This is a genomic window from Kribbella pratensis, from assembly GCF_004365355.1.
GTDB lineage: Bacteria > Actinomycetota > Actinomycetes > Propionibacteriales > Kribbellaceae > Kribbella.
The window spans coordinates 1,007,818-1,030,867 of record NZ_SODP01000003.1 but is presented as its reverse complement, the minus strand read 5'-3'; the positions used below and the strand labels follow the sequence as shown (position 1 = coordinate 1,030,867).

Here is a 23,050-nt window from a genome sequence, read left to right as displayed (position 1 = left end):
GACCCTTTGGTGGGTTCCGCGGCCTGGAGGTGCCGGCTCTGACGCTTGTCAGACCGGTGGACTCCATGCTCGAGAACCCGAACCGCCGAACTTCACATCGCCGACAGCTCCGCCCTTGATCTGGGCAAAGCCGGAAGCCATGAGCACAACGGTCGCGACGTGCAGACGCGGCGAGGCACCCTGAATCGGGGCGCACGGCAGCGCGGCAGCGTCGCTGAACGGCTTCTTGACCGTGTTGGTGATCATTTCCAGGGCACCTCCTCTCGTTGTTGCGAAGCGGGCGGTTAGCTCGATCGCTATGGTTGTTTGAAGTTTTCGGCCAGGCTTCGACCGCAGAAAGAACAGTACGCCGTCCGCGTCGGAGCCCGCAAACTATTTATCGCCAGTTCGCGAAGTTGGCCGGAAGTTGCCGCTGCGACGACCGGATCTAGCTGCCGGCACAGCCTTCCGGCACGCTCCGGGACGCCATCCGCACGCTCCGGGATCGTTGCCTCTGTCACCTAACTGCCACGTCTGCCAGGAGCAGAACGCGGCACGTCCTCCAGGGTGCGCCCCGGATCCCGTGCCTGGCAAGAGATTTAGTCCTGCGCTCAAGCGGATGCCGGCGGCCGGGTGTTCCTGCCCTGGCCACCGGGTACCCGCAGGGGCGACCTGGGGAGCGAGTGAGGGGTGGCGTGGCGAAGGAACAGAGCGCAGCAGTCCCAGGCGGCGAGGCCGAGAGGCCGAGGGAGATTCCGGCGCGCGGGTGGTGGCAGATCCTCCGGCGGGCGTGGGCCGAGGCGAAGGCCGACCAGGTGCCTTTGCTTGCTGCCGGAGTGGCGTTCTTCGCCTTCCTCTCGGTGTTCCCGGCGATGGTCGCCGCCGTCCTTGCGTACGGATTGATCGCCGACCCGGTGCAGATCCGGAACCAGGCCGAAGACCTGGCCGCGGCCATGCCGGCGTCCGGGCGGGATCTTCTGCTCCAACAGATCGACACCCTGACGTCCGCGCCGCCCCGGAGCCTCGGCATCGGGTTCGCGATCGCGATCGTGGTGGCGTTGTGGAGTGCCTCCGGCGGCGTCGGCTACCTCGTTACCGCGGTCAATCTCGCGTACGACGAGGAGGACAGCCGCGGGTTCGTCCGCCGGAAGCTGCTCGCGCTCGGCCTGACCCTGGGCGCCATCGTCTTCGTGCTGCTCGCCGTCACCCTGTTCGCCGCCGGCGCCGCGATCGGGGACGACGTGGCGACGCCGATCAGATACGCCTTGGTGGCGGTTCGCTTCGTTCTCGCGCTGGCGCTGATCAGCGTCGCGTTGGCGATCATCTATCGCGTGGCCCCCGACCGTGACGCACCGAGGCTGCGCTGGGTGTCGGTCGGCGCGACGGTCGCGACCGTCATCTGGCTGATCGCATCGGTCGGTTTCTCGCTGTACGTCCAGACGTTCGGAAACTACGCGAAGACCTACGGCAGCCTGGCGGCCGTGGTTGTCCTGATGCTGTGGTTGTGGCTCACGGCGTACGCAATACTCCTCGGCGCGGAGATCAACGCGGAGTCCGAGCAGCAGACGATCCGCGACAGTACGACCGGTGAGCCGCAGCCGCTGGGACAGCGCGGCGCGGTGAAGGCCGACTCGGTCCCGGACTAGCGGGTGCAGAGGTTGAGGATCTTCTCGCCGTACTTGGCCAGCTTGGTGTGGCCGATGCCGGGGATCTGGCGGAGCGCCTGCGCGTCCTCCGGGCGCGTCTCGGCGATGGCGGTCAGCGTGGCGTCGGTGAGGATCACGAACGCCGGCATCCGCTCGGACTCGGCCTGCTCGGTGCGCCACTCGATCAGGGCGTCGTACAGCTTCTGGTCGATCTTGGACGGGCAGTCCTCGCAGCGGCCGAGCTTGCGAGCGCCCGGGTCGAGCAGGCCGCGGCCGCAGACCCGGCACTTCGGGATCGGGCGGCTGGAGCGTGGCGCGCTCGACGAGCGCTCCCAGCTGGTGGGCGACGACGGCGTCCACTCGGTGCGCGCCGTACGGACGCCGATCGGGTCGAGGAAGCGGGTCGGACCGCGGGTCCCGCGGCCGCCCGGTGAGCGGGACGTGGACCAACTGATCGACAGCTGCTGCTTCGCCCGCGTCACACCGACATAGAACAGCCGACGCTCCTCCTCCACCTGTGCTGGGGTCTGGGCGTAGGTGATCGGCAGCGTCCCCTCGTGCGCCCCGACGATGAAGACGCACTCCCACTCCAGCCCCTTGGCCGCGTGCAGGGTCGCCAGTGTGACCCCCTCGGCCAGCGGCGCGTGCTGGATCGACGCCCGCCGGTCCAGCTCGGCCATCAGGTCGGCCAGCCCGGCGGACGGATGCTCGGCCGCGAAGTCGGAGGTCATCGTCACCAGCGCACTCAGCGACTCCCACCGGTCCCGGACCGCGCCTGTCCCGGTCGGCGGCTCCTGCGTCCACCCAGCTCCGGCCAGTACGCCGGTGACCGTCGTCACCAGGTCGTCCGACAGGTCCCCCGCCTTGGCCTGCCCCCGCAGCAGTACGGCGGCCTGGCGGATCTCGGCCCGCTCGAAGAACCGCTCCGCGCCCTTCAGCACGGTCGGGATCTTCCGCTCGGCCAGCGCCTGCTCGAAGTTCTCCGACTGCGCATTGGTCCGGAACAGTACGGCGATGTCGCGCAGCGCCACGCCCTCGTCCCGCAGCTTCAGGACCGCTCGTGCCACCGCGTCCGCCTCCGCGACCTCGTCGGAGTACTCGCGGTAGACCGGAGCCGGACCGGCCTCCTTCTGCGATCGCAGCGTCACCCGGCCGGGCAGGCCGGTCGGACCGGCCGCGTCGAGGATCTTGTTCGCCACGTCGACGATCTGTGGCGTCGAGCGGTAGTCGCGGACCAGCTTGATCACCGTGGCGGACGGATGCCGGGATGCGAAGCGCACGAGGTTCTCCGGCTCGGCGCCGGCCCACGAGTAGATCGTCTGCGCCGGATCACCGACCACGCACACGTCCTCGCGGCCGCCCAGCCACAGGTCGAGCAGACTCTGCTGCAGCGGCGAGACGTCCTGGTACTCGTCCACGACGAACGTCCGGTACTGCCGCCGGATCTCCGCGGCCACCCGCTCGTCCTCGGCCAGCAGCGCGACCGCACAGAGCAGCACGTCCTCCAGGTCGATCCGCCCGCGCTCCAGCTTCACGTCCTCGTACGCCGCGAAGATGCGCGCGATCGTCGGCGGGTCGAACGCAGCCAGCGTGCGGGACGACTTCGGCGCCAGGCGGGCGTAGTCGTCCGGCCGGACGTTGCTCACCTTGGCCCACTCGACCTCACCGGCCAGGTCGCGCAGCGCGGGGGTGTCCACCCGGACCCGGCAGCGGGACGCGGCCTCGGTCAGCAGCGGGAACTTCCGGTCCGCGATCGGCGGCAGCTCCCCGCCGTACACCTTCGGCCAGAAGAAGCGGGCCTGCCGGAGGGCGGCGGAGTGGAACGTGCGGGCCTGGACGCCCTGGACGCCGAGCTGCGCCAGCCGCCCGCGCATCTCCCCCGCCGCCCGCTGGGTGAACGTCACCGCGAGCACGCGGACGGGGTCGAACGTCCCGGTCTGCACGCCGTACGCGATCCGGTGGGTGATCGCCCGCGTCTTGCCCGTCCCGGCGCCGGCCATCACCACGACCGGCCCGTGCAGCGCGGACGCGACGGCCCGCTGCTCCGGATCGAGAGCCTCCAGCAGGCCCTCGGCAGAAGCAGATCGTGTGAGGTCGCTCACGGGTTGAGACACGCGGGAACAGCACCACCTACGGCATGGTTCGAATACGTCGAAGGCCACCCTAGACGGGCGGCCCGACATAAACCCCTCCCACTCCTCAAGGAGTCCGCCGATGTCGGCTTTCACCATGTACTCGACCCCCTGGTGCGGCTACTGCCACCGACTCAAGGGCCAGCTCAAGCGAGCCGGCATCGAGTTCACCGAGGTCGACATCGAGCAGGTCCCGGACGCCGCCGAGCTGGTCGAGAAGATCAACAACGGCAACCAGACGGTCCCGACCGTGGTGTTCCCCGACGGCACCGCGATGACCAACCCGTCGCTGGCGCAGGTCGCGGAGAAGCTCGCCGCCTGAACCACCCCGGCTCAGGTCATATCGCCTGAGTTATGGACTTTACGGTCATGACCGTTATACCTTGCGATGAACTACGTCGCAGGGAGTCCGCCCATGTTCTCGCGCCGTCAATTCGGTCATGCCTTGACGACCTTGGTCGTCGCCGTCGGTCTGCTCGCCGCGGGTGGACCGCACGCCACAGCGGCACCGCCGTTACCTGATCCGTTCCCGTCCGAGACCTGGCCGCTCGGTCCGCCGACGAAGCCGTTCGCGCCGGCCGACGACGTCATCAAGGACCTCGGCTCGCCGGTCAGCTCGCTCACCGTCATGGAGGGTGCGGTCGGCCGCACCCCCGACGGACGCGACGTCGTGTACGCCGTGCCCGCCGGGGAGAACGCCCGCCTCAACGTCGTGGACCTGCACACCCGCGAGCTGATCCGCGCCGTACCGCTGCCGGGAGCCGCCGGCGGCTGGGCGATCGTGGTGACGCCGAACGGGGACGTCTACCTCGGCACGTATCCCTACGCGCACCTCTACCGCTACAGCCCGGCCACGGGTGAGGTGACCGACCTGGGCCAGCCGATCCCGGGTGAGTCCCAGATCTACGGCCTCACCGCCGACGCGGAGGGCAATGTGTACGCCGGGACGTACCCGACGGCGCACGCGTTCAAGTACGACCCGTCGAACGGCCAGGTCACCGACTACGGCTCGCTCGACCCGGTGCAGCAGTACGCGCGGTCCACGGTCTACGACCCCGACCACCGCAAGCTGTTCGTCGGCGTCTCGACTCCGAATGCCCGCCTGCTTCGGATCGACGTCGACACCAAGGCGGTCGAGGACATCACTCCCCCGGGCACTACGGCCAAGGACTTCATCGACCTGGACTACGCCGGCGGCCGGGTGTTCGCGAACGCCAGCAGCCGGCTCGTGGTGGTCGACGCGGTCACCGGTGAGCAGCTCAAGTACACCGACGCCACGACCGGCCAGCAGGTGATGGACTACCCGATCGCTGCCCGCGGCGTGTCCGCAGCCGGACCCGGTGGCGTCTACTTCACCAACAACACCCTGGCCCTCACCCACTACGACTTGGACACCAACACGGTCGGTCCGGTCTCGCCGCCGCGGACGCTGACGCGTGGCGCATCCATCGGCTACGGCTGGGTGACCGAGAACGGCGTACCGGTTCTCTATGGCCTGGCCGGCAACTACTCCGGTGGGACGTTCCGCTACAACCCGGCTGACGGGACGCTGGCGCAGTGGAGTTCACCGTTCCAGTACGTGCCGTCGCCGCTGATGCACGAGCTGGCCGACCCCGTTACGGGCAAGGTGTTCGTCAACGTCTATCTGAACGGCTCGACCGCCATCTACGACCCGGCGACCGGCAAGTCCACGGTCACCACCCGCCAGGGACAGGTCGAGGGCTGGGCCTGGGACGGCACCGGCAAGATGTACGTCGGTATCTACCCGTACGGCCGCTTGTCGCTCTGGGATCCGGCGCTGCCGGACAGCACGACCAACCCGAAGGAACTGTTGAGCCTGGTCGACAGCGACCACCAGAACAGGCCGGTGTCAGTCGTCCCCGACGGCAACCACGTGTACGTCGGAACCACGCCGGCCTACGGCGAGTACGGCGGCGCGCTGACCGTGTACGACGTACCGACAGGCAGCCACACGGTCTACCGCAACCTCGTGACCGACCAGACGATCGCGTCCATCCTGCCCGCGGGTGCGAACGTGTGGGCCGGCTCCAGCATCGAGGGCGGTCAGGGCACCGATCCGAAGGCCACCGAGGCTCACCTGATCAAGGTGGACCCGTCGACGGGCACAGTGCTCTCCGACATCGTCCCGGTGCCGGGTGCGGCCAGCATCAACGAGCTGACCTACGGACCGGACGGCAACATCTGGGGTCTGGCCGACGGCATCGTCTTCGTCGTCGATTCGTCGACCGGTGAGGTACTGCGTCTGCTGCCGGTGTTCAGCGCAGTCACCGGTTCACAGGACGGCGCACTGTCCTGGCGGGACGGCTACCTGTACGGCGTGACTGGCGGGCGGCTGTTCGTCGTGGACAGCCTCAGCGGTCACACCACTGTTCTGCGCGACCACGGGCTCAACCGGCTCACGCAAACGCCGGACGGTACCTACTACACGCTGCTGCGGCCGGACGGCTTCACCAACCCGACCAACCTGGCGTCGTACACCCCACCGGTCGACTCGTGTCCGCAGTCCGACGTCAGGCCGACAGTGTGGACCGGCAACATCGACAGCCACGTGTCGAACCGCTTCCTGACCTACGGCTGCACGCTGACCGACACGCTGCCAAGCGCCAAAGCGGACTGGCCGAGTCACGCGGCATACGTCCTCGCGGTCGACCGGAAGCTCCGCCAGCTCGAGCAGTCCGGTTCGGTCGAGCGCTGGGAAGGTGTCCTGATCCGGCTCGCCGCTGCCCGGTCCAACGTGGGGCGGTGATCACCAGCTGCCGGTGAGGCTCTCGCCGTACCAGCCTTCGATCAGGCGGCGGGAGATCGAGATCGCACCCGGGAGGGCCATCGTGCCGGCTTCGACCAGCGCGCGGACGTCCTCCCGGGTGAACCACTTGGCCTCGGCGATCTCGTCCTCGTCCACCTCGATGTCGAAGCCCGTCGCCTTCGCGTAGAACCCGAGCATGAGGCTCGCGGGCAGGGGCCACGGCTGGCTGCCCGCGTACTCGATGTCTTCTCCGACGATCACGCCGGTCTCTTCGAGAACCTCACGCCGTACGGCGGCCTCGAGCGACTCGCCCGGCTCGACGAAACCGGCCAGCGTGGAGTACCGACCGGCCGGCCAGGCCTCGTTGCGGCCGAGCAGAGCGCGGTCCTGGTCGTCGGTGACCAGAACGATGATCGCCGGGTCGCTGCGCGGGAAGTGCGACAGACCACAGTTGGGACAGCGCCGGACGTGGCCTGCCTCCACCACCTCGGTGTGCTCACCGCAGTTCGCGCAGTGGGTGTGGACGGCGTGCCAGTTGGACAGGCCGATCACGTTGACCGCGATGCCGGCCTCGCGGTCGTTCAGCAGCGCGCCGAGCTCGCGCAGACCGCCGTACGACTCGTCTGCCTCGTCCTTCACCAGCACGCCGAAGACAGCCCGACCCTCCGCGGTCATGCCGGCGCCGGACTCCCTGTCGATGCCCAGGAAGATCCGGATGCCCTCGGGCGCGGCGGACGGGGGGACGAATCGCAGTCCGGAGCGGTCCTCGTTGACCTGGATCTTGTCACCGCTCACGACGACCACCTGGGTGTCATCGGCGGCCCACGCCTTCTCCAGCCAGTCGTCGTCACGGCGGCGGTCGGCGGCGCGGTCCAGGACCGAACGGGACAGTGCTAGCGAACCAGGGGTAATGGAGTAGGCCACGTGCCTCAACCTACCCCGGCACCACGACAGTGCATCGTGAGAGCATCCCCGCATGAGTATTCACATCGCCGCCGAGAAGGGGCAGATCGCACCGCGGGTGCTGTTCCCGGGGGATCCGCTGCGGGCCAAATGGATCGCCGAGACCTATCTGGACGACGTGATCTGCTACACCGAGATCCGGAACATGTTCGGGTTCACCGGCACCTACAAGGGTGAGCGGATCTCCGTGCAGGGCTCGGGCATGGGCCAGCCGTCCGCGTCCATCTACGCGAACGAGCTGTTCGCGGAGTACGACGTACAGACCCTGATCCGGGTCGGGACGTGCGGGGCGCTGACCGAGGCGGTCCGGGTCCGCGACGTGATCGTGGCGATGTCCGCGAGCACCGACTCGCAGATGAACCGGCTGCGCTTCCACGGCATCGACTACGCACCGACCGCGGACTACCAGCTGCTCCGCGCGGCGGTGGACGCGGCCGAGGCGGCCGGGCTGAACGTGCATGTCGGCCAGGTGTTCTCCGGCGACCTGTTCTACAACGACCGGGCCGACCTGGTCTCCCGGACCGCGGAGTACGGCGTACTGGGCATCGAGATGGAGGCGTCGGCGCTCTACACGCTGGCGGCGAAGTTCGGCCGCCGGGCGCTCGGCATCATGACGGTGTCGGACCACCTCATCACCAAGGAGGAGACGACCGCCGAGGAGCGTCAGACGACATTCTCGGAGATGATCACGATCGCCCTCGACGCGGCGATCGAGGTGCCGGTCTGAACCCGCGGTACGGCGCCGCCGTCCTGGCCTGCGCCGTGATGGCTCTCGGTACGGCGGCGTGCTCGGGCAGCAAGTCCGACGACACCAAGCCGAACGCGGCGGGCAGCTCCAGCAGCTCCAGTAGCTCCAGTAGCTCCACCGTGCCGGGCACCACCACCAGCAGCAATGCGTCGTCGGGTCCGGAGGAGAAGCTGCCGGACCTCACCGCCGCACAGGTCGTCACAGCCTTTGTCGGCAAGGGCTACCGGTGCAGCACCGACGAGGCGTACGAGACCTGCGCGCAGGGCGTCACGTCGATCCAGGTGCTGATCGGCAAGCACCCGCGCCCACCGGTGATCTCCCTGCAGGCGACGGGCGTTGCTGCGGAGGCGGCGACGAAGCTGTCCGACTTCACGCCGCAGGCACTGGAGCTGGCCCACGTGAACCCACGCGGCCAGATCGCCGACTGGCTCAAGCAGCAGCAGAGCAAGCCGTCCGCGACGACCACCGTCGGCGACTGGACCGTCGAGTTCTCGACCGAGGCGGACACCGATCAGCCCGGAGCGATCCTCACGCTGACCGACAAGCTCTGCAAGGTCGACTGCGGAGCCGAGTAGTACCGCGGCGTCGAGTAGTTACGGCGGCGTCGAGCCGTTACGGCGCGACGAGCTTGGGCAGGACCTGCAGGAGCCGATCCGTCAGCAGGTCCGGGGTCTTGTCCGGGTTCGCCGCGTAGCCGACCACGGCCTGCTCGAACAGTCCGTCGACCAGCGCGTACGCCGTGGGCGCGTCGACGGTCGGCATGGACGCGGTGAGATCGGCGTACCGCCCGAGGATCCGCCAGATCATCTCCTCGAGCAGCTTGTCGATCGCCTCGACGTCCGGACGCAACTGCTCCTCGAACATGCTCTGCGCGCGCAGGTCATACCAGAGCTTGTGCATCGGGGTCTCGTCGACCAGGGTCTGCGTCATCTTCGCCAGGAACCCGGTGACCAGCTCCTCCCCCGACGTCGCGGTCTCGACGACCTCGTCGTACCGCCGGGCGCACTTGGTCTTGTAGTAGCGCACGCAGTAGCTGATCAGGTCGATCTTGTCGCGGAAGTAGTAGTGCACGACGCCGTGGGTGAACTCGGAGTTGTTCGCGATCTCCCGCAGGCTGGTCCGCGCATACCCGAGCTCGCCGAGGGTCTTCAGCGCGGACTCCGCCAGCGCCACCCGGCGTCGCTCGATCTTGTCGATCCCGGAGACCCGGGCGGGCCGCTCCTGCTCAGCCGCACTCGCCGACGTCACTGCCACCACCACCCCTCCTCATCGGGTCGTTGCGTCAGAGTACCCCGCCCCGGGCCAGGCGCGTCCCGGTGCGGGGAGATTTCTTGACAAGTGTCAAACAAAGTCTTGACGACTGTCAAAAGCCTGGCCAGAGTGTGAAACAGCCAGCCCGTCCGGCCAGCCACAGCCGGCCACATTCAGCCACAGCCAGCCACAGCCAGCCTGTCAGCAAAGGAGCTACAGATGGGTTCACTCGATCTCTCCGGCCGCAAGGCCCTCGTCACCGGCGGCGCCCAGGGGCTGGGTGAGGGCATGGCCAAGGCCCTCGCGGCAGCCGGCGCGAAAGTCGTGATCAGCGACCTGCAGAAGGACGCCGGCGAGAAGGTCGCCGACGCGCTGGACAGCGAGTACGGGGCGGGCAACGGGTTCGTCGCGCACGACATCACCGACGACGCCCAGTGGGAGAACGCGGTCGTCGCGGCCAACGACATCATGGGCGGCCTCGACATCCTGGTGAACAACGCGGGGGTCGAGATCACCAGCCTGCTCACCGAGGTCGCCGCCGACGACATCCGCAAGATGCTCGAGGTCAACGTCCTCGGCACCACGCTCGGCGTCAAGTGGGGTCTGCGCACGATGCGTCCCGAGGGCCTGGCCGGTCAGGGCGGCGCGATCATCAACATCGCGTCGGTCGCCGCGACCATCGCGTTCCCGGGGATCGCGGTCTACTCCGCGACCAAGTCCGCGGTCGACCGCCTCACCAAGGTCGCCGCGATGGAGTCCGGCAAGCTCGGCTACGGCGTCCGCGTGAACTGCCTGTACCCCGGTCTGGTCCCGACCGAGATGGGGATGGGCCTGGCCAACGACTGCGCGCAGCTCGGACTGTTCGAGTCCCCCGAGGCCGCGGTCGGCGCTGTCATCGCACTGACCCCGGCCGGCCGGCTCGGCGAGGTCGCCGACATGGCCGACGCGGTCGTCTTCCTGGCATCGGACGAGGCCCGGTTCATCACCGGCATCGGCCTGCCGGTCGACGGCGGAATGGGGATGTGATCGCATGAGCAGCAAGCCTGTCGTCGTCTACGGCGCTTCTGGCTACACCGGGCGCCTGGTGTGTGAGTACCTCCGGCAGTACCACGTCCCGTTCGTCGCCGCCGGCCGTGACGAGGCCAAGCTGAAGGCCTCGATGGACGCGCACGTCCCCGGCATCGAGACAGCCGACTACGAGATCGCCACGGTCGACCACGACACCGCCTCGCTGACCGATCTGTTCAAGGGCGCATCGGTCGTCCTGAACACCGTGGGGCCTTTCAGCGAGCTCGGTCCGGCCGCTGTGGAGGCAGCGCTGGCGGCAGGTGCGCACTACACCGACACGACCGGCGAGCAGGACTGGCTGATGACCTGCGACGAGAAGTACGGTCAGCAGTTCGCCGATGCCGGTCTGGTACTGGCACCCGGCATCGCGCAGATGTACACGACCAGCGAGATCGCAGCGCAGCTCTGTCTCGAGCAGCCGGGGCTGGACACCCTGGATATCGCCGTGTTCTGGGGCGGCAGCCCGACGATTGCCTCGACGCGCACGATCCTGGTGAACGCAGCGACGTCGAAAGCGCACTACCTGGAGAACAACCAGTACACCGAGTTCCCGACTCAGGGACTGGTGCAGCTGGTCGTTCCCGGACAGCACGAGCTGGCCCTGTCGCTGCCCTGGGGCGGTATGTCGCACCCGGTGTGGTTCAAGCGCGATCCACGCGTCGCCAACTGCAAGGCGCAAGGCGGTGTCTTCAACGCGGCGTTGATGAACGGCGTACCGCAGATCGTTGCCGCGGCGCTCGAGGCGACCAAGGACATGGCGCCGGACGAGCGCAACGAGGCACTGACAGCGACCGCGCGCCAGGTGATGAACGAGATGCCGCCGCGGGAGAACCCACGGGTCAACAAGACTCTCGACTCGGTGCACGCCTCCGGCCCGCTCGGTCGGGCGCACTGTGTCATCCACGGCAACAGCAACTACCAGCAGACCGGTTTGCTCCAGGCGTACGCGGCGTACTCGCTGCTGCAGACGCCGCCGAAGCGGGTCGGTTTCGCGAGTGGCTGCCAGGCGTTCGGTCACCGCGAGCTGCTCGGCGTACTGCGGAGCTTCGGGCTGGTGTCCGAGCCGCAGCTGACCGTGCAGCATTAAAGGAGTTCCTGTGCGACTGGTCGACTACCTGGACAAGGGCGCCTCGCTGGGCCCGGATGCGGCCTGCCTCACCACGGACGGCGAGACCCTCTCGTACGCCGAGGTGCAGCAGCTGTCGTACCGGGTCGCCGGCGCACTGGAGGCGACCGGCGTACGGCCGGGTGGGAAGGTCGCGATCCTGTCAGCGAACGACCCGATCGCGTTCAGCTGCGTGTTCGGGATCAGCCGCGCCGGTGCGATCTGGTGCCCGATCAATCCGCGCAACGAAGCGGCGGAGAACCGCGAACTGCTCGACCAGTTCGACTGCGAAGTACTCATCTACCAGTCGGCTTTCACGCCGCTGGTGGACCGCATCCGGGAATCACTGCCGAAGGTGCACACGTTCGTGTGCCTCGACGGGGAGCCCGCTGACTCCGGCCCAGACCCCCACCCCAGCGGCCGGAGAATCGTCGGTTGGGACGCGTTCTGCGGGGGCGCGTCCCAACCGGCACCCGATCTGACCGATCCGGACGACCTCGCGATGATCGTCGGGACCGGCGGTACGACGGGCCGTCCGAAAGGAGTCATGCTCGGCAACGCCAACCTCGAGACGATGACCGCGCTGACGCTGATGGGGTACCCGTTCGGCGAGCGGCCGGTCTACCTCGCGCTGGCGCCGCTGACGCACGCGGCCGGGGTGCTGTGCTTCCCGGTGCTCGCGTCCGGCGGGGAGATCGTGATCATGCGTGTCCCCGACGTCCACGCCTTCCTGGAGCTGATACCGCGACACGGGGTGACGCACACGTTCTTGCCGCCGACGCTGATCTACATGGTGCTGGCAGCGCCGGAGCTGGACTCCACGGACCTGTCGTCGCTGCGGTGCTTCTGGTACGGCGCGGCGCCGATGTCGGTCGCCCGGCTCGAGGAGGCGCTGCAACGGATCGGTCCGGTGATGGCGCAGCTGTTCGGGCAGACCGAGGCGCCGATGATGATCTCGATCCTGCCGCCCGCCGCGCATTTCGATGCCGCAGGCAACATTGCGCGGAGCCGGCTGTCGTCGGCCGGGCGGCCGTCACCGTTGGTCACGGTGGCGATCATGAGCCCGGACGGCGGTCTCCTTCCCTCGGGCGAGCGAGGTGAGATCGTCGTCCGCGGCTCTCTGGTGATGCGGGGGTACTACCGCAATCCGGACGCGACCGCGGCGGCGTCGGCGTACGGGTGGCACCACACCGGTGACATCGGCTACCTGGACGGCGACGGCTACCTGTACATCGTCGACCGGGCGAAGGACATGATCATCACCGGCGGCTTCAACGTGTACTCCACCGAGGTCGAGCAGGCCCTGATGGCGCACACCGACGTCCAGGACTGCGCAGTGGTCGGCCAGCCTGACGAGAAGTGGGGCGAGAGGGTTGTTGCCGTCGTACAGCTGCAGCCGGGCAGTCTGGTCGGGCCGGAGGAGCTGATCGCGTTCGCGAAGGCACGGATCGGCAGTGTGAAGGCACCGAAGCAGGTGCTCGTCTGGCACGACCTGCCGCGCTCCAAGGTCGGCAAGGTGGTCAAGCCGGAGATCAAGGCCCGCCTAGCTACTACCTGAGCCTTCGTACCTGAGCAATAGCAGGTCCTCGGCGACACGCTCCCACGGTAGTCAGTAGTGATGGCCGTTGAGCTCGACAGGTTCGTTCAGGGTGGCGGCTGCCTCGGTGAGGAAGTCGGGTGAGAAGTAGTACCAGCGGATTGACCAGACCTTGCCGTCCTCGGTGGTGAGGCGCATCAGGTCGTTCAGAGCGGCGTGGCCGTCGCGAACTATGTGGATCGCCAGGACGGACTCACCCCAGAGGTCTACGACGTCGGCCGTGTAGTGGTAGGGCTTGGACGGGTCCAGAGTGTGTTCGATCGAGCCCCGGCGGATGTTGTCGGCGCCGTACTCCGTCAGCACGCCGAGGATCTCGCTGTCCGCGTCCTCCAGCAGCAGTGCGGTCAGCCGAGGTACGTCGTATGCCGTGAACGCGTCGGCGACCGCGTCGAGCAGACGGCGGTCCGGCGCCTCACGGTTCTTCAGGGAGCGCTCGGGGTCGGCCAGGCGCCCGCGTCCGCGGTGGAGTGCTGCTTTGACGGCTCCCACCGAGGTACGCAGCACGTCGGCGACCTCGGTGAGCGTGAAGCCGAAGAGGTCCTTCAGCGCGAGTGCAGCGCGCTCCTGCGGCGGGAGGAGGGTCACGAGCTCAGCCCAGGCGTCACGGACCTCTGCGGGGTCAGCTGTGTCCGGTGCGGCCTGCTCCGGCGCGTCGACGAGCACGGGCGACTGACGGCGGTAGCTGTCGACGTACGCGTTGGTGGCGACCCGAAACAACCAGGCGCGCGGATTAGCGATCGGGCTGTGCGCCTGCGCCGCCTGCGTGAACGCGCGCGCCAGCGACTCCTGGACGAGGTCCTCGGCGTCGAACGCGTTGCCGGTCAACCGGCGGCAGTACTTGTACAGGTCGGAGCGCAGCGGCTCGAGGCGGTCGAGAAACTCCCGCCGCGCCTGCCTGGTCGCCTTCAGTTCCGGAAGGTCGAGTGCGTCGGTCATGGTCATACCAGTCTGGACGGATGAGGCGGTCCTCAGGATACGGACCCGGTTCTTCGTGAGGCCGAGCGCATAGTAAGGTAAGCCTTAGCTAACAGGTCCGCCACCTCGAAAGCAGGGTCCGCCCATGACCAGAGCACTGCCCGAGCCGACGTACCGGCGCTTCGTTGCCGGCCTCGGCGCCCTCAGCCTCCGGCCGTTCGACCTGACCGAGGACGTGACCACGCTGCACAGCTGGGTCACCCAGCCGTACGCGCGGTACTGGGGCCTCCTGAACGCGTCGGTCGCCGACGTGCACGCGGAGTACCTCCGGATCTCGCAGAGCGCGCATCACCGTGCCTTTCTCGGCGAGCACGACGGCCGGCCGGCGTTCCTGCTGGAGCGCTACGAGCCGGCGTACGACGCGGTCGGCCAGGTGTACGACGTCGCGCCGGGTGATATCGGCATGCACGTACTGGTCGGACCGGCGGTCACGCCGATCGCCGGGTTCACCGCGGCGGTGTTCGAGACGATCATGGACAGCTTGTTCAGCGATCCGCTGGTCGACCGGGTCGTGGTCGAGCCCGACGTACGGAACGTGAAGATCCAGGCGCTGAACGACCGGATGGGGTTCCGCAAGCACAGCGTCGTACAGCTGCCCGACAAGCGGGCGTGGTTGAGCTTCTGCACGCGCGACCAGTACGCCGACGCCCACCGAATGAACGAGGCAGGCTGATGATCTCGCACTTGACCCCGGACGTCTGGGCCGTGGTCAACCGCGCCCTGGTACGGAAGGCGCTGGCCGAGTTCGCGCACGAGCGCATTCTCACACCTGTTGCTGTCGACAACGGGTTCGCGGTCGACGGATACCGGTTCGCTGCTCGGTTGTATCCCTTGAACCATTGGGAGATCGATGCCTCGAGCATCGTCCGGGACGACGGCGGGCCGATCGACGCGCTCGACTTCATCACCTCGTTCCATCAGCGGTTGGGGATCGGCGCGGAGATGCTGCCGGTGTACCTCGAGGAGATCAGCAGCACGCTGGCGTCGGCGGCGTACAAGCTGTCGAAGCCGGAGCTGACGGCGACGGACCTGGTCACCGCGGACTTCCAGGTGATCGAGGCCGCGATGACCGAGGGGCATCCGTGCTTCGTCGCGAACAACGGGCGGCTCGGTTTCGGGGTGACCGACTATCTGGCCTATGCGCCGGAGACCGGTGCGGCGATGCAGCTGACCTGGATCGCTACGCGGCGGGACCGGACGACGGTTGCGCACAGCAACACACTGACTTACAAGGAGCTGCTCCGCGTCGAGTTGGGCGATGAGGTGCTGAAGCGGTTCGCGGCGGAGATTGTTGCTGTGGGCGCCGATCCCGCGGACTATGTCTACCTGCCGGTGCATCCCTGGCAGTGGGAGAACAAGACGTCGATCACGTTCGCGGCGGACATCGCGCAGCGGCACATCATCTACGTCGGGTCGACCGACGATGTCTACCAGCCGCAGCAGTCGATCCGGACGTTCTTCAACCGGTCGCAGCCGGCGCGGTGCTACGTGAAGACGGCGTTGTCCGTGCTCAACATGGGGTTCATGCGCGGGTTGTCGCCGTCGTACATGGCCGCGACGCCGGCGATCAACGACTGGGTCCACTCGGTGGTCTCGAACGACGTTGTGCTCAAGCGCTACGGCTTCAGCGTGCTGCGCGAGATCGCAGCGGCCGGGTATCACAACCGCTACTACGAGAACGCGACGGACAAGACGTCGCCGTACCGGAAGATGTTGTCGGCACTGTGGCGTGAGAGCCCGGTCCCTTCGCTGGAGCCCGGGGAGCGGCTCGCGACGATGGCGTCATTGCTGCACGTCGATCGACACGGTGCATCGCTGGCCGCCGCGCTCGTACGGGCGTCGGGTCTCGCGCCGGCGGACTGGCTGCGGGCGTACGTCGACGCGTACCTGATCCCGTTGCTGCACAGCTTCTACGCGTACGAGCTGGTGTTCATGCCGCACGGCGAGAACCTGATCCTGGTACTTCGGGACGCGATCCCGATCCGCGTGATCATGAAGGACATCGCGGAGGAGATCGCCGTACTGAGCCCGTCGACGCCGATCCCGGCGGACGCGGAGCGGGTGCGCGCCGAGGTTCCCGACGACGAGAAGCTGCTGTCGATCTTCACCGACATCTTCGACTGCATCTTCCGGTTCCTGTCGCCGTTGCTGGATCGCGAGGGTCTGCTGACGCCTGACGAGTTCTGGTCGGTGGTGGCGGAGGCGGTGCGCGATTACCAGGCGGCGACACCGGAGTTGGCTGAGGCGTTCGCGAAGTACGACATGTTCACGCCGTCGTTTGCCCTGTCGTGCCTGAACCGGCTGCAGCTCCGCAACAACCAGCAGATGGTCGACCTCACCGACGTCGCCGGCTCTCTCCAGTTCGCCGGCACACTGGAGAACCCACTCGCCTGTGGATAACTCCAACGGCACGACGACGAATTCGGTCAAGCTGTCTGCGTGACCACCCTCGAAGCCACCCGGGACGGCCGAAGATATGAAGTAGTCAACGGCCGTCTCCTCATTACCGGCGCCCAGCCGCCCGCACACCACGCGGCCGTCATCGCCTTGATGGTCGTCCTGAAACAGGCCTGCCCGCCCGACCTACTCGTCTCGGTCGGCTCGCTAGCCTTCCGCCCCACTCCCCACACCACCCTCCGCTCCGACCTCCTGGTCTGCCCCCGCAACTACACAGCCACGCAGCCACCTGCCCTCGCCGTCGAGGTCCTCTCTCCCTCCACCCGCACCACCGACGTAGTCCTCAAACGAGCCCTCTACGAAACCCACCACGTCCCGTCCTACTGGCTCCTGGACCCCACGACCCAAGAACTGACAATCCTGGACCTCACCCCCACCGGCTACACCTGCCAAGCCGTAGTCCAGGCCGAAGAGACCTTCCACGCAACCCTCCCGTTCCCCGTGGACCTGACCCCAACCGCCCTCACCCGCTAACAGGGCATCCCGGGGCATCAGGGGCAAATTGCCGCGCATTCGGGGCAACCCGGGGCAGATCGCCAAGACGGCGCCAATCACCCGCCGGAGCCCACCATGCTGGTGCGGTGACCGAGAAGGAGGCACCATTGTGTCCGTGGAAACACTTGAGTCAGGGCCCTACACCTTGGCCTACCTCGACACTGCACCCGACGACGGGAGACGGCGGGAGATCATTGACGGCGGTCTGTTCGTGACGCCATCACCTTCACGGATCCACCAGCGAGCGGTTGTCCAGCTCGGCACCAAACTCAACATCGCGTGCCCTGCCGGATTCGAGGTTCTTGTCGCGCCGTTCGACTATCGTCCGACGTCGAAGCGCTCGGTGCAGCCCGACGTGCTGGTGTGCACCCCGGACGAGGTTGGCTCGAAACACGCAAGGAAGCCGCTGGCCCTCGCCGTCGAAATCCTGTCGCCCAGCACCAAGATGCTGGATCTCCTGCTCAAGCGTGGGGTCTACGAACAAGCCGGCGTGCAGTCCTACTGGATCCTGGACCCCGACGCGGAGAGTCTGACTGTGCTCGAGCTCGTCGACGCTGTGTACGTCGAGCGAGATGTCGTGACCGGTGAAAAGGTCTTCGAGGCGGCGCTGCCGTTCCCCGTGCAGATCGTCCCGTCCGAGCTGTTCCGGGAGCGCTGACAGCTGTCAGTTGTAGTAGCGGCGGGCGCTTGAGCCGATGCGGGTGACGTCGGTGCCGTAGATGTGGATGGAGATCGCCGTACTGTCGGACGTGTTGTTGACTCGGTGGATGTCGCCAGGAGGTGCGAAGCCGCTCACGTCGCCAACGCGGTTGTCGCTCTGGCCGACGAGCTGGAGGTCCGCGTCGTACAGGTCCTCGTGCTCGACGCCCTGGATCACGCCGAAGACGCACCAGGTCACGTGGTCGTGGATCCGGGTCAGCTGACCGGGTCGCCAGACCAGCGCGATGATCGAGAACGAGCCGTCAGGCTCGACGTGCAGCGTGTGGCTCTGGTACCGGTCCGCCGATCCGAGGCGCTGCTCGGCTGTGAGTACGTCGGGAGTCGGCAGGTGGCAGCGCAGTTGCTCGGCGACCAGCTGTGCGGTGCCGTGCCAGTCGGCGTGCTGGTCGATCGCGGTACGAACGCCCGCGGCGAGGTCGGTCAGTTGGCTGGTGGAGTTCGTTGTCGTCGTCATGTCTTGAGCCTGCGCCACCCAACCCATAGCGTCTAATGCCAAGTTTCGTTCTCACCCATAGACGGGTTTGATACATGCTCGATGTCACGAAGTTGCGCGTCATCGACGCCGTCGCGCGCCACGGATCGGTCACCGCGGCCGCGCGCGAACTGCACTATTCGCAGCCGTCGGTCACTCATCACCTGTCCCGCCTGGAGGCCGAGACCGGCGCGCAGTTGGTGCAACGGGCCGGCCGCGGCATCCGCCTGACCGAAGCCGGCCGGATGCTCGCCACTCGTGCCGCGGAGATCATCGGCCGGATCGACGCCGCCGACGCGGAGCTCGCCGCGCACGTCGGCCTGCGGGTGGGTCGGGTTCGTCTGGCGGGATTCTCGTCGGCGATCGGATCGCTCGTACCGGCAGCCGTTGCTGCGCTGGCCGGCAAGCACCCGGGACTCGAGGTGAGCCTGACAGATCTGCATCCGCCCGAGGCACTCGAGCTCCTGCGTACCGGCGAGATCGACGTCGCGATCGTCTTCCGGTACGACGAGACCGAGCCGGAGCCGAGCGGCGTACGGCTGCACCACCTGCTGGACGACCCGCTGTACTTGCTGTCGAAAGACCGGCCGGTGACGCTCGCCGAGCTCGCCGACGCGACCTGGATCGCCGGCTGCGATCGTTGCCGCAGTCACCTCACTTCGTTGTGCGCCGTGGAGGGCTACGAACCGCGGATCGGCTACACGTCCGACGACATGGTGGTGATGCAGGCGCTGGTCAGGTCAGGTCTCGGAGTGACGACCATGCCCGGCCTCGCACTACGCAGCCACCAGATCGACGGCATCTTCGCAACCGAGATCCCCGACTCGCGCCGGCACGTCTACGCCGCAACGTACGGCGAACCACCCGACCCACCCGCGATCGCAGCCCTGCTGACGGCGCTGGACGAGGCCGCCGCGCCGTGACCTCATCCGTTGAGGAGGCGGACGAGCTCTGCCTTGCCCGGAAGGTTCTCCGGGCGGATGATGTCGCCGGTGCGGACGTAGTAGAAGGCGGCGGTCACCTGGTTGAGGGGGATGTTCATCAGCTCTGACCAAGCGACCCGGTAGATGGCCAGTTGGAGGGGGTCCGCGGTCTCGGAGCGGGTGGTTTTCCAGTCGATGACGTCGTACCCGCGGGAGCCGTCTTCGCGGACCACCTGGTAGACGGCGTCGATCCGGCCGCGAATGACGCGCCCGTCGAGGGCCAGGGCAAAGGGCGCCTCGATCTCGTACGGCGTGGTTTCGCCGAACGGGCCGTCGCGGAACGCGTCCATCAGGTCGGTGAGGTCCGTGTCGTCGACGATGTCCTCGTCCGCGGCGCCGGGGAGGTCGTCCGGGTCGAGCAGCAGTTGCTGGCCGAAGTAGCTCTCCACCCAGGCGTGGAAGCGGGTGCCGAAACGCGCCGCCCGGTTGGGTTTGCGAGGCATCGGGCGGGCCAGCTCAGCGGCCAGGCCATCCGGGTCCTTCGCCAGTCGCATCACCTGCGTCGCGGACAGCGCTGCCGGGAGCGCGACGTCGTACGCCTTGCGGCTCCGACTTTCCCTTGCCTCTGACAACAACCGCTCGATCTCCGAATCCCAGCGCGCGACCGTCGCCTGCTCGTCGAGCAGCAACGACTCCTCGGCCTCGATCGACGGACCCTCCGTCCGCGACAACTCCACGAGCGCCGCCGCGTCGAGCCGCCGCTGGTACGACTCCAGGTCGTACGCCGTCGGCCACGGCGCCTGCGTCTGCTCTGCGAGCTCGGGATTCTCCGCGGTCAGCTCCGGCTGCTCGGCCCACTCGATCACGCGCTCACCGGCGTGCTTCTTCAGCATCGAGAGGTACGACGACGGGCCGCGCGGACGCTTCTGCGTCGGACCCCACCAGTGCCCGGTCGCTACGAGCAGCTCCTTCGCCCGCGTGAAGGCGACGTACCCGAGTCGCCGCTCCTCCAGCGCGTTCATGTCCTTGCACTCGTCCGCGAACGACTTCAGCCCCGCGTTCGACAGGTCGTGGATGTCCGGCAGCGTGTCCGCGTCACCGCGCAGCGGCCACGGCAGCACCTTCGCGTTCGTCGTCCACTTGTCCCGGCCGCGATCCGACGGGAACACCTTGGAAACCAGGGTCGGCACGAAGACGACCGGCCACTCCAGACCCTTCGACCGGTGCGTGGTCAGCAGCTTCACCGAGTCGGCCTCACTCGGTACGGCGAGATCGAGGCCGGCGGCGTACTCCTCTTCGGCGGCAAGGTAAGCCAGCAGGCCGTCGAGCGACCCGTCCGACTCGGTCGAGACAAAGTTGCCGACAGCATCCAAGAACGCGGCGAGGTGGTCGCGGCGGCCGGCGTCGACGTGGTCGGGCGTCGCGGTCAGCTCGACGTCCAGACCGATCGTGCTGATCACTCGCCGGACCAGATCGAGCAGCGGCTCACTGGCGTGCGTGCGCAGTTCGCGGAGCTCCGCCGACAGTTCCTTGAACCGGACCAATGCTTCCGGCGCGTACTCCGCCCGGCCCGGATCGTCGACCGCTTCGGCGAGCGAGATGACCTCGGTCGAGTCCATCCCGGCAACGGCCGCGTCCAGAGCAGCGACCAGATCGTCGGCGGCGGGTCGTTCGCCCGCGTCGGCCAGGGCGCGGGCTCGGTTGGCGAGCAGCGCGAGGTCGCGGTGGCCGATCCTGTACCGGGGGCCGGTGAGGATGCGGAGCATCGCGGCGTTCGCGGTGAGGTCGTTGACGGCTTGCAGCGTGGCGACAACGTCGACGACCTCCGGGAGCGCGAGCAGTCCGCCGAGACCGACGACCTCGACCGGGACCTTCCGGGCGATCAACGCTTCGTGGACCGCGCTGAGGTCGACGTTCGTCCGCATCAGGATGCCGATGTCTTTCCAACGGCGGTTCCGGGTGCGGTGCGCGGCGACGATGGCGTCGGCGACCCACTCGATCTCCTGCGAGCGCGTCTCGAACAGCCCGACGGTGATCGCACCCTCCGGAGCGTCCGCCGGGGCCTCGAGCGGGATGACGCCGGGATGCTGTTCGTACAGCTCGGCGGCGTGCTGGTTGGCTGCCGCGAGGATACGACTGCCGCAGCGGCGGTTGATGCTCAGCACATACCGCTGGGCGGGCGTGCCGTCGGCCTGCGGGAAGTGCTCAGGGAACTCGTCGAGGTTCGCGACCGACGCGCCGCGCCACCCGTAGATCGCCTGACACGGGTCGCCGACGGCCGTGACCGGGTGGCCCCGACCGTGCGCCGGATCCGGCCCGGCGAACAGAGCCGTCAACATCCGGCGCTGCGAGACCGAAGTGTCCTGATACTCGTCGAGGAGCACGACCTTGTACCGCGCGCGCTCGACGGCTGCGACCTCCGGACACTCCTCCGCCAGCCGTGCCCCAAGCGCCATCTGATCGGCGAAGTCGACGACACCACGCTCGGCCTTGTAAGCCTGGTACTCCTCAACGAGCTGCAAGATCTCGCCACGCTTCAACGCGGTCTCAGCCAGCTTGCGGACCTCCACGGTCTGCTTACGCGCGGCGGCGACCTCGAGTCGCACGGCTTCGTCGTGGTCGCGGATGTCGTCCGCACGCAGCAGATGATCCGCAAGCTCGCCATCCAGCGAGAGCAGACTGTTGACCAGAGTCGGCACGTGGTGCGACGCAAACCGGATCGGACCCGCGGACCGCCGTACGACCCGACCGGCGAGCTGGAAACGCGTCGCATCCGCAAGCACCCGCGAGTCCGGCTCGAGGCCGAGCCGCAGCCCGTGCTCCGCGATCAACGTGCCGGCGAACGCGTGGTACGTCGACACCACCGGCTCGCCCGGCTCTTCGGGCTCCCAGTTCGGGATATTGCTCCGCAGGTGCGCCGCCAGCAGCGGATGCTGATCCTTCGGCAAGGTCGATCCGAGGACGCCGGCCTTCGTCAGGTCGTCACGAATCCGTACGTCGAGCTCGTTCGCGGCCTTCTTCGTGAACGTCAGACCGAGCACTTCCTCCGGCTTCACCTGGCCCGTGCAGATCAGCCACACCACGCGCGCGGCCATGGCCGTCGTCTTGCCGGACCCGGCACCGGCCACGATCACGCCCGGCGCGAGCGGCGCCGTGATCGCGGCCAGCTGCTGGTCGGAGAACGGGATCCCGAGGAGGTCACACAGGTCTGCGGTGGTCCGAAGTTGAGCAGGCATCAGCACAGCTCCTCTCCGGCGGCCAGACTGTCGGGGCCTGGAACAGGAACTGGTGAGCAGGAACAGGTTATTTCATGTCTCCGCCCCCCAGACCCTGTCCAACCCCCCGACGGCTGGGTGGTGGGCCGGGACCACCGCAGGGCGGTTGGCCGGGACCACGGCTGGGTGGTCGGCTGGGTGGTCGGCTGGGTGGTGGGCCCGGACCACGGCTGGGTCGTGGGCCGGGACCACCGCAGGGCGGTTGGCCGGGACCACGGCTGGGTGGTGGGCCGGGACCACGGCTGGGTGGTCGGCTGGGTGGTCGGCTGGGTGGTGGGCCCGGACCACGGCTGGGTCGTGGGCCGGGACCACCGCAGGGCGGTTGGCCGGGACCACGGCTGGGTGGTGGGCCGGGACCACGGCTGGGTGGTCGGCTGGGTGGTCGGCTGGGTGGTGGGCCCGGACCACGGGTGGGTGGTGGGCTGGGGCGGGCGGTGAGTGGTGGATCGGGTGTGGAGGGTAGGCGAGGGCGAGTGG

Annotated in this window: 21 protein-coding genes; 14 read left to right on the top strand and 7 right to left on the bottom strand. The window is 68.0% G+C overall.

The features are described from left to right. Positions 1–48: 48 nt before the first annotated feature. Positions 49–246, bottom strand: a complete 198-nt coding sequence (locus tag EV653_RS32915) for a hypothetical protein (protein WP_134108721.1) — start codon at positions 244–246, stop codon at positions 49–51. Positions 247–674: 428 nt separating this feature from the next. Between EV653_RS32915 and EV653_RS32910 the strand changes: the two genes are divergently transcribed. Beyond that, the gene (locus EV653_RS32910; protein WP_166679644.1) at positions 675–1,625 is read left to right on the top strand and encodes a YihY/virulence factor BrkB family protein; all 951 of its coding nucleotides are present in this window, start codon (positions 675–677) and stop codon (positions 1,623–1,625) included. Here the strand turns inward: EV653_RS32910 and EV653_RS32905 are convergent. Then, a complete protein-coding gene (locus EV653_RS32905; protein ID WP_202871929.1) occupies positions 1,622–3,739 on the bottom strand; it encodes an ATP-dependent DNA helicase UvrD2 in 2,118 nt (705 codons plus the stop codon). The two genes, EV653_RS32910 and EV653_RS32905, sit on opposite strands and share 4 nt — an antisense overlap. Positions 3,740–3,839: 100 nt before the next feature. Here EV653_RS32905 and EV653_RS32900 point away from each other — a divergent pair, with 100 nt between their 5' ends. Together EV653_RS32900 and EV653_RS32895 are read left to right on the top strand one after the other, a co-directional pair. Next, positions 3,840–4,079, top strand: a complete 240-nt coding sequence (locus tag EV653_RS32900) for a mycoredoxin (RefSeq protein WP_134108718.1) — start codon at positions 3,840–3,842, stop codon at positions 4,077–4,079. 93 nt (positions 4,080–4,172) lie between these two features. Then, entirely contained in the window at positions 4,173–6,524 is a 2,352-nt protein-coding gene (locus EV653_RS32895; protein WP_238160590.1) for a hypothetical protein, read from the top strand. Here EV653_RS32895 and nudC read toward each other — a convergent pair whose 3' ends face one another. After that, entirely contained in the window at positions 6,525–7,448 is a 924-nt protein-coding gene (gene nudC, locus EV653_RS32890; protein WP_238160589.1) for an NAD(+) diphosphatase, read from the bottom strand. A gap of 52 nt (positions 7,449–7,500) precedes the next feature. On the opposite strand from nudC, the gene deoD reads away from it, so the two are divergent. Both deoD and EV653_RS32880 read left to right on the top strand, forming a co-directional pair. Next, the gene (deoD, locus tag EV653_RS32885) at positions 7,501–8,214 is read left to right on the top strand and encodes a purine-nucleoside phosphorylase (RefSeq protein WP_130439886.1); all 714 of its coding nucleotides are present in this window, start codon (positions 7,501–7,503) and stop codon (positions 8,212–8,214) included. Between the two features lie 38 nt (positions 8,215–8,252). Next, the gene (locus tag EV653_RS32880) at positions 8,253–8,810 is read left to right on the top strand and encodes a hypothetical protein (protein WP_134108714.1); all 558 of its coding nucleotides are present in this window, start codon (positions 8,253–8,255) and stop codon (positions 8,808–8,810) included. Positions 8,811–8,847: 37 nt separating this feature from the next. On the opposite strand, the gene EV653_RS32875 is transcribed toward EV653_RS32880, so the two are convergent. Beyond that, entirely contained in the window at positions 8,848–9,489 is a 642-nt protein-coding gene (locus EV653_RS32875) for a TetR/AcrR family transcriptional regulator (RefSeq protein ID WP_238160588.1), read from the bottom strand. A gap of 216 nt (positions 9,490–9,705) precedes the next feature. Between EV653_RS32875 and EV653_RS32870 the strand changes: the two genes are divergently transcribed. The 3 genes from EV653_RS32870 to EV653_RS32860 are packed head-to-tail and all read left to right on the top strand — an operon-like array spanning position 9,706 to position 13,217. Continuing rightward, on the top strand, positions 9,706–10,512 hold the full coding sequence (locus EV653_RS32870) for an SDR family NAD(P)-dependent oxidoreductase (RefSeq protein ID WP_134108712.1): 807 nt from the start codon (positions 9,706–9,708) through the stop codon (positions 10,510–10,512). Between the two features lie 4 nt (positions 10,513–10,516). After that, a complete protein-coding gene (locus EV653_RS32865; RefSeq protein ID WP_134108710.1) occupies positions 10,517–11,641 on the top strand; it encodes a DUF5938 domain-containing protein in 1,125 nt (374 codons plus the stop codon). Positions 11,642–11,651: 10 nt separating this feature from the next. After that, positions 11,652–13,217, top strand: coding sequence for an acyl-CoA synthetase (locus EV653_RS32860; RefSeq protein ID WP_134108708.1), 1,566 nt, complete (start codon positions 11,652–11,654; stop codon positions 13,215–13,217). Positions 13,218–13,268: 51 nt separating this feature from the next. Here EV653_RS32860 and EV653_RS32855 read toward each other — a convergent pair whose 3' ends face one another. After that, complete coding sequence (locus EV653_RS32855; RefSeq protein WP_166679643.1) at positions 13,269–14,192, bottom strand: sigma-70 family RNA polymerase sigma factor; 924 nt, start codon at positions 14,190–14,192, stop codon at positions 13,269–13,271. Positions 14,193–14,316: 124 nt separating this feature from the next. On the opposite strand from EV653_RS32855, the gene EV653_RS32850 reads away from it, so the two are divergent. From EV653_RS32850 to EV653_RS32835, 4 genes are all read left to right on the top strand, one after another. Next, positions 14,317–14,904, top strand: a complete 588-nt coding sequence (locus EV653_RS32850; RefSeq protein ID WP_134108704.1) for a GNAT family N-acetyltransferase — start codon at positions 14,317–14,319, stop codon at positions 14,902–14,904. Next, a complete protein-coding gene (locus EV653_RS32845; RefSeq protein WP_134108702.1) occupies positions 14,904–16,631 on the top strand; it encodes an IucA/IucC family protein in 1,728 nt (575 codons plus the stop codon). The genes EV653_RS32850 and EV653_RS32845 overlap by 1 nt, the downstream gene beginning before the upstream one ends. Positions 16,632–16,670: 39 nt before the next feature. Next, a complete protein-coding gene (locus EV653_RS32840) occupies positions 16,671–17,162 on the top strand; it encodes a Uma2 family endonuclease (RefSeq protein ID WP_134108700.1) in 492 nt (163 codons plus the stop codon). 136 nt (positions 17,163–17,298) lie between these two features. Next, positions 17,299–17,841 carry a Uma2 family endonuclease gene (locus tag EV653_RS32835; protein ID WP_238160587.1) on the top strand — a complete coding sequence of 181 codons (543 nt, stop codon included), beginning with the start codon at positions 17,299–17,301 and terminating at the stop codon, positions 17,839–17,841. A 6-nt stretch (positions 17,842–17,847) separates the two neighbouring features. On the opposite strand, the gene EV653_RS32830 is transcribed toward EV653_RS32835, so the two are convergent. After that, positions 17,848–18,357 carry a cysteine dioxygenase family protein gene (locus EV653_RS32830; RefSeq protein ID WP_134108698.1) on the bottom strand — a complete coding sequence of 170 codons (510 nt, stop codon included), beginning with the start codon at positions 18,355–18,357 and terminating at the stop codon, positions 17,848–17,850. 74 nt (positions 18,358–18,431) lie between these two features. Between EV653_RS32830 and EV653_RS32825 the strand changes: the two genes are divergently transcribed. Continuing rightward, positions 18,432–19,298 carry a LysR family transcriptional regulator gene (locus EV653_RS32825; protein WP_134108696.1) on the top strand — a complete coding sequence of 289 codons (867 nt, stop codon included), beginning with the start codon at positions 18,432–18,434 and terminating at the stop codon, positions 19,296–19,298. Between the two features lie 2 nt (positions 19,299–19,300). Here EV653_RS32825 and EV653_RS32820 read toward each other — a convergent pair whose 3' ends face one another. Continuing rightward, positions 19,301–22,534 (bottom strand): ATP-dependent DNA helicase, encoded by a 3,234-nt coding sequence (locus tag EV653_RS32820; protein WP_134108694.1) that lies wholly within the window; start codon positions 22,532–22,534, stop codon positions 19,301–19,303. Between the two features lie 165 nt (positions 22,535–22,699). Between EV653_RS32820 and EV653_RS32815 the strand changes: the two genes are divergently transcribed. Continuing rightward, positions 22,700–23,011, top strand: coding sequence for a hypothetical protein (locus tag EV653_RS32815; RefSeq protein WP_134108692.1), 312 nt, complete (start codon positions 22,700–22,702; stop codon positions 23,009–23,011). The last annotated feature ends 39 nt before the right edge of the window (positions 23,012–23,050 follow it).

Excerpts from the sequence above, each read along its gene's own strand:
- EV653_RS32915 (WP_134108721.1), bottom strand. The coding sequence starts at position 246 with ATGATCACCAACACGGTCAAGAAGCCGTTCAGCGACGCTGCCGCGCTG.
- EV653_RS32900 (WP_134108718.1), top strand. The coding sequence starts at position 3,840 with ATGTCGGCTTTCACCATGTACTCGACCCCCTGGTGCGGCTACTGCCAC.
- EV653_RS32895 (WP_238160590.1), top strand. The coding sequence starts at position 4,173 with ATGTTCTCGCGCCGTCAATTCGGTCATGCCTTGACGACCTTGGTCGTC.
- deoD (WP_130439886.1), top strand. The coding sequence starts at position 7,501 with ATGAGTATTCACATCGCCGCCGAGAAGGGGCAGATCGCACCGCGGGTG.
- EV653_RS32880 (WP_134108714.1), top strand. The coding sequence starts at position 8,253 with ATGGCTCTCGGTACGGCGGCGTGCTCGGGCAGCAAGTCCGACGACACC.
- EV653_RS32870 (WP_134108712.1), top strand. The coding sequence starts at position 9,706 with ATGGGTTCACTCGATCTCTCCGGCCGCAAGGCCCTCGTCACCGGCGGC.
- EV653_RS32865 (WP_134108710.1), top strand. The coding sequence starts at position 10,517 with ATGAGCAGCAAGCCTGTCGTCGTCTACGGCGCTTCTGGCTACACCGGG.
- EV653_RS32855 (WP_166679643.1), bottom strand. The coding sequence starts at position 14,192 with ATGACCGACGCACTCGACCTTCCGGAACTGAAGGCGACCAGGCAGGCG.
- EV653_RS32850 (WP_134108704.1), top strand. The coding sequence starts at position 14,317 with ATGACCAGAGCACTGCCCGAGCCGACGTACCGGCGCTTCGTTGCCGGC.
- EV653_RS32845 (WP_134108702.1), top strand. The coding sequence starts at position 14,904 with ATGATCTCGCACTTGACCCCGGACGTCTGGGCCGTGGTCAACCGCGCC.
- EV653_RS32830 (WP_134108698.1), bottom strand. The coding sequence starts at position 18,357 with ATGACGACGACAACGAACTCCACCAGCCAACTGACCGACCTCGCCGCG.
- EV653_RS32825 (WP_134108696.1), top strand. The coding sequence starts at position 18,432 with ATGCTCGATGTCACGAAGTTGCGCGTCATCGACGCCGTCGCGCGCCAC.
- EV653_RS32820 (WP_134108694.1), bottom strand. The coding sequence starts at position 22,534 with ATGCCTGCTCAACTTCGGACCACCGCAGACCTGTGTGACCTCCTCGGG.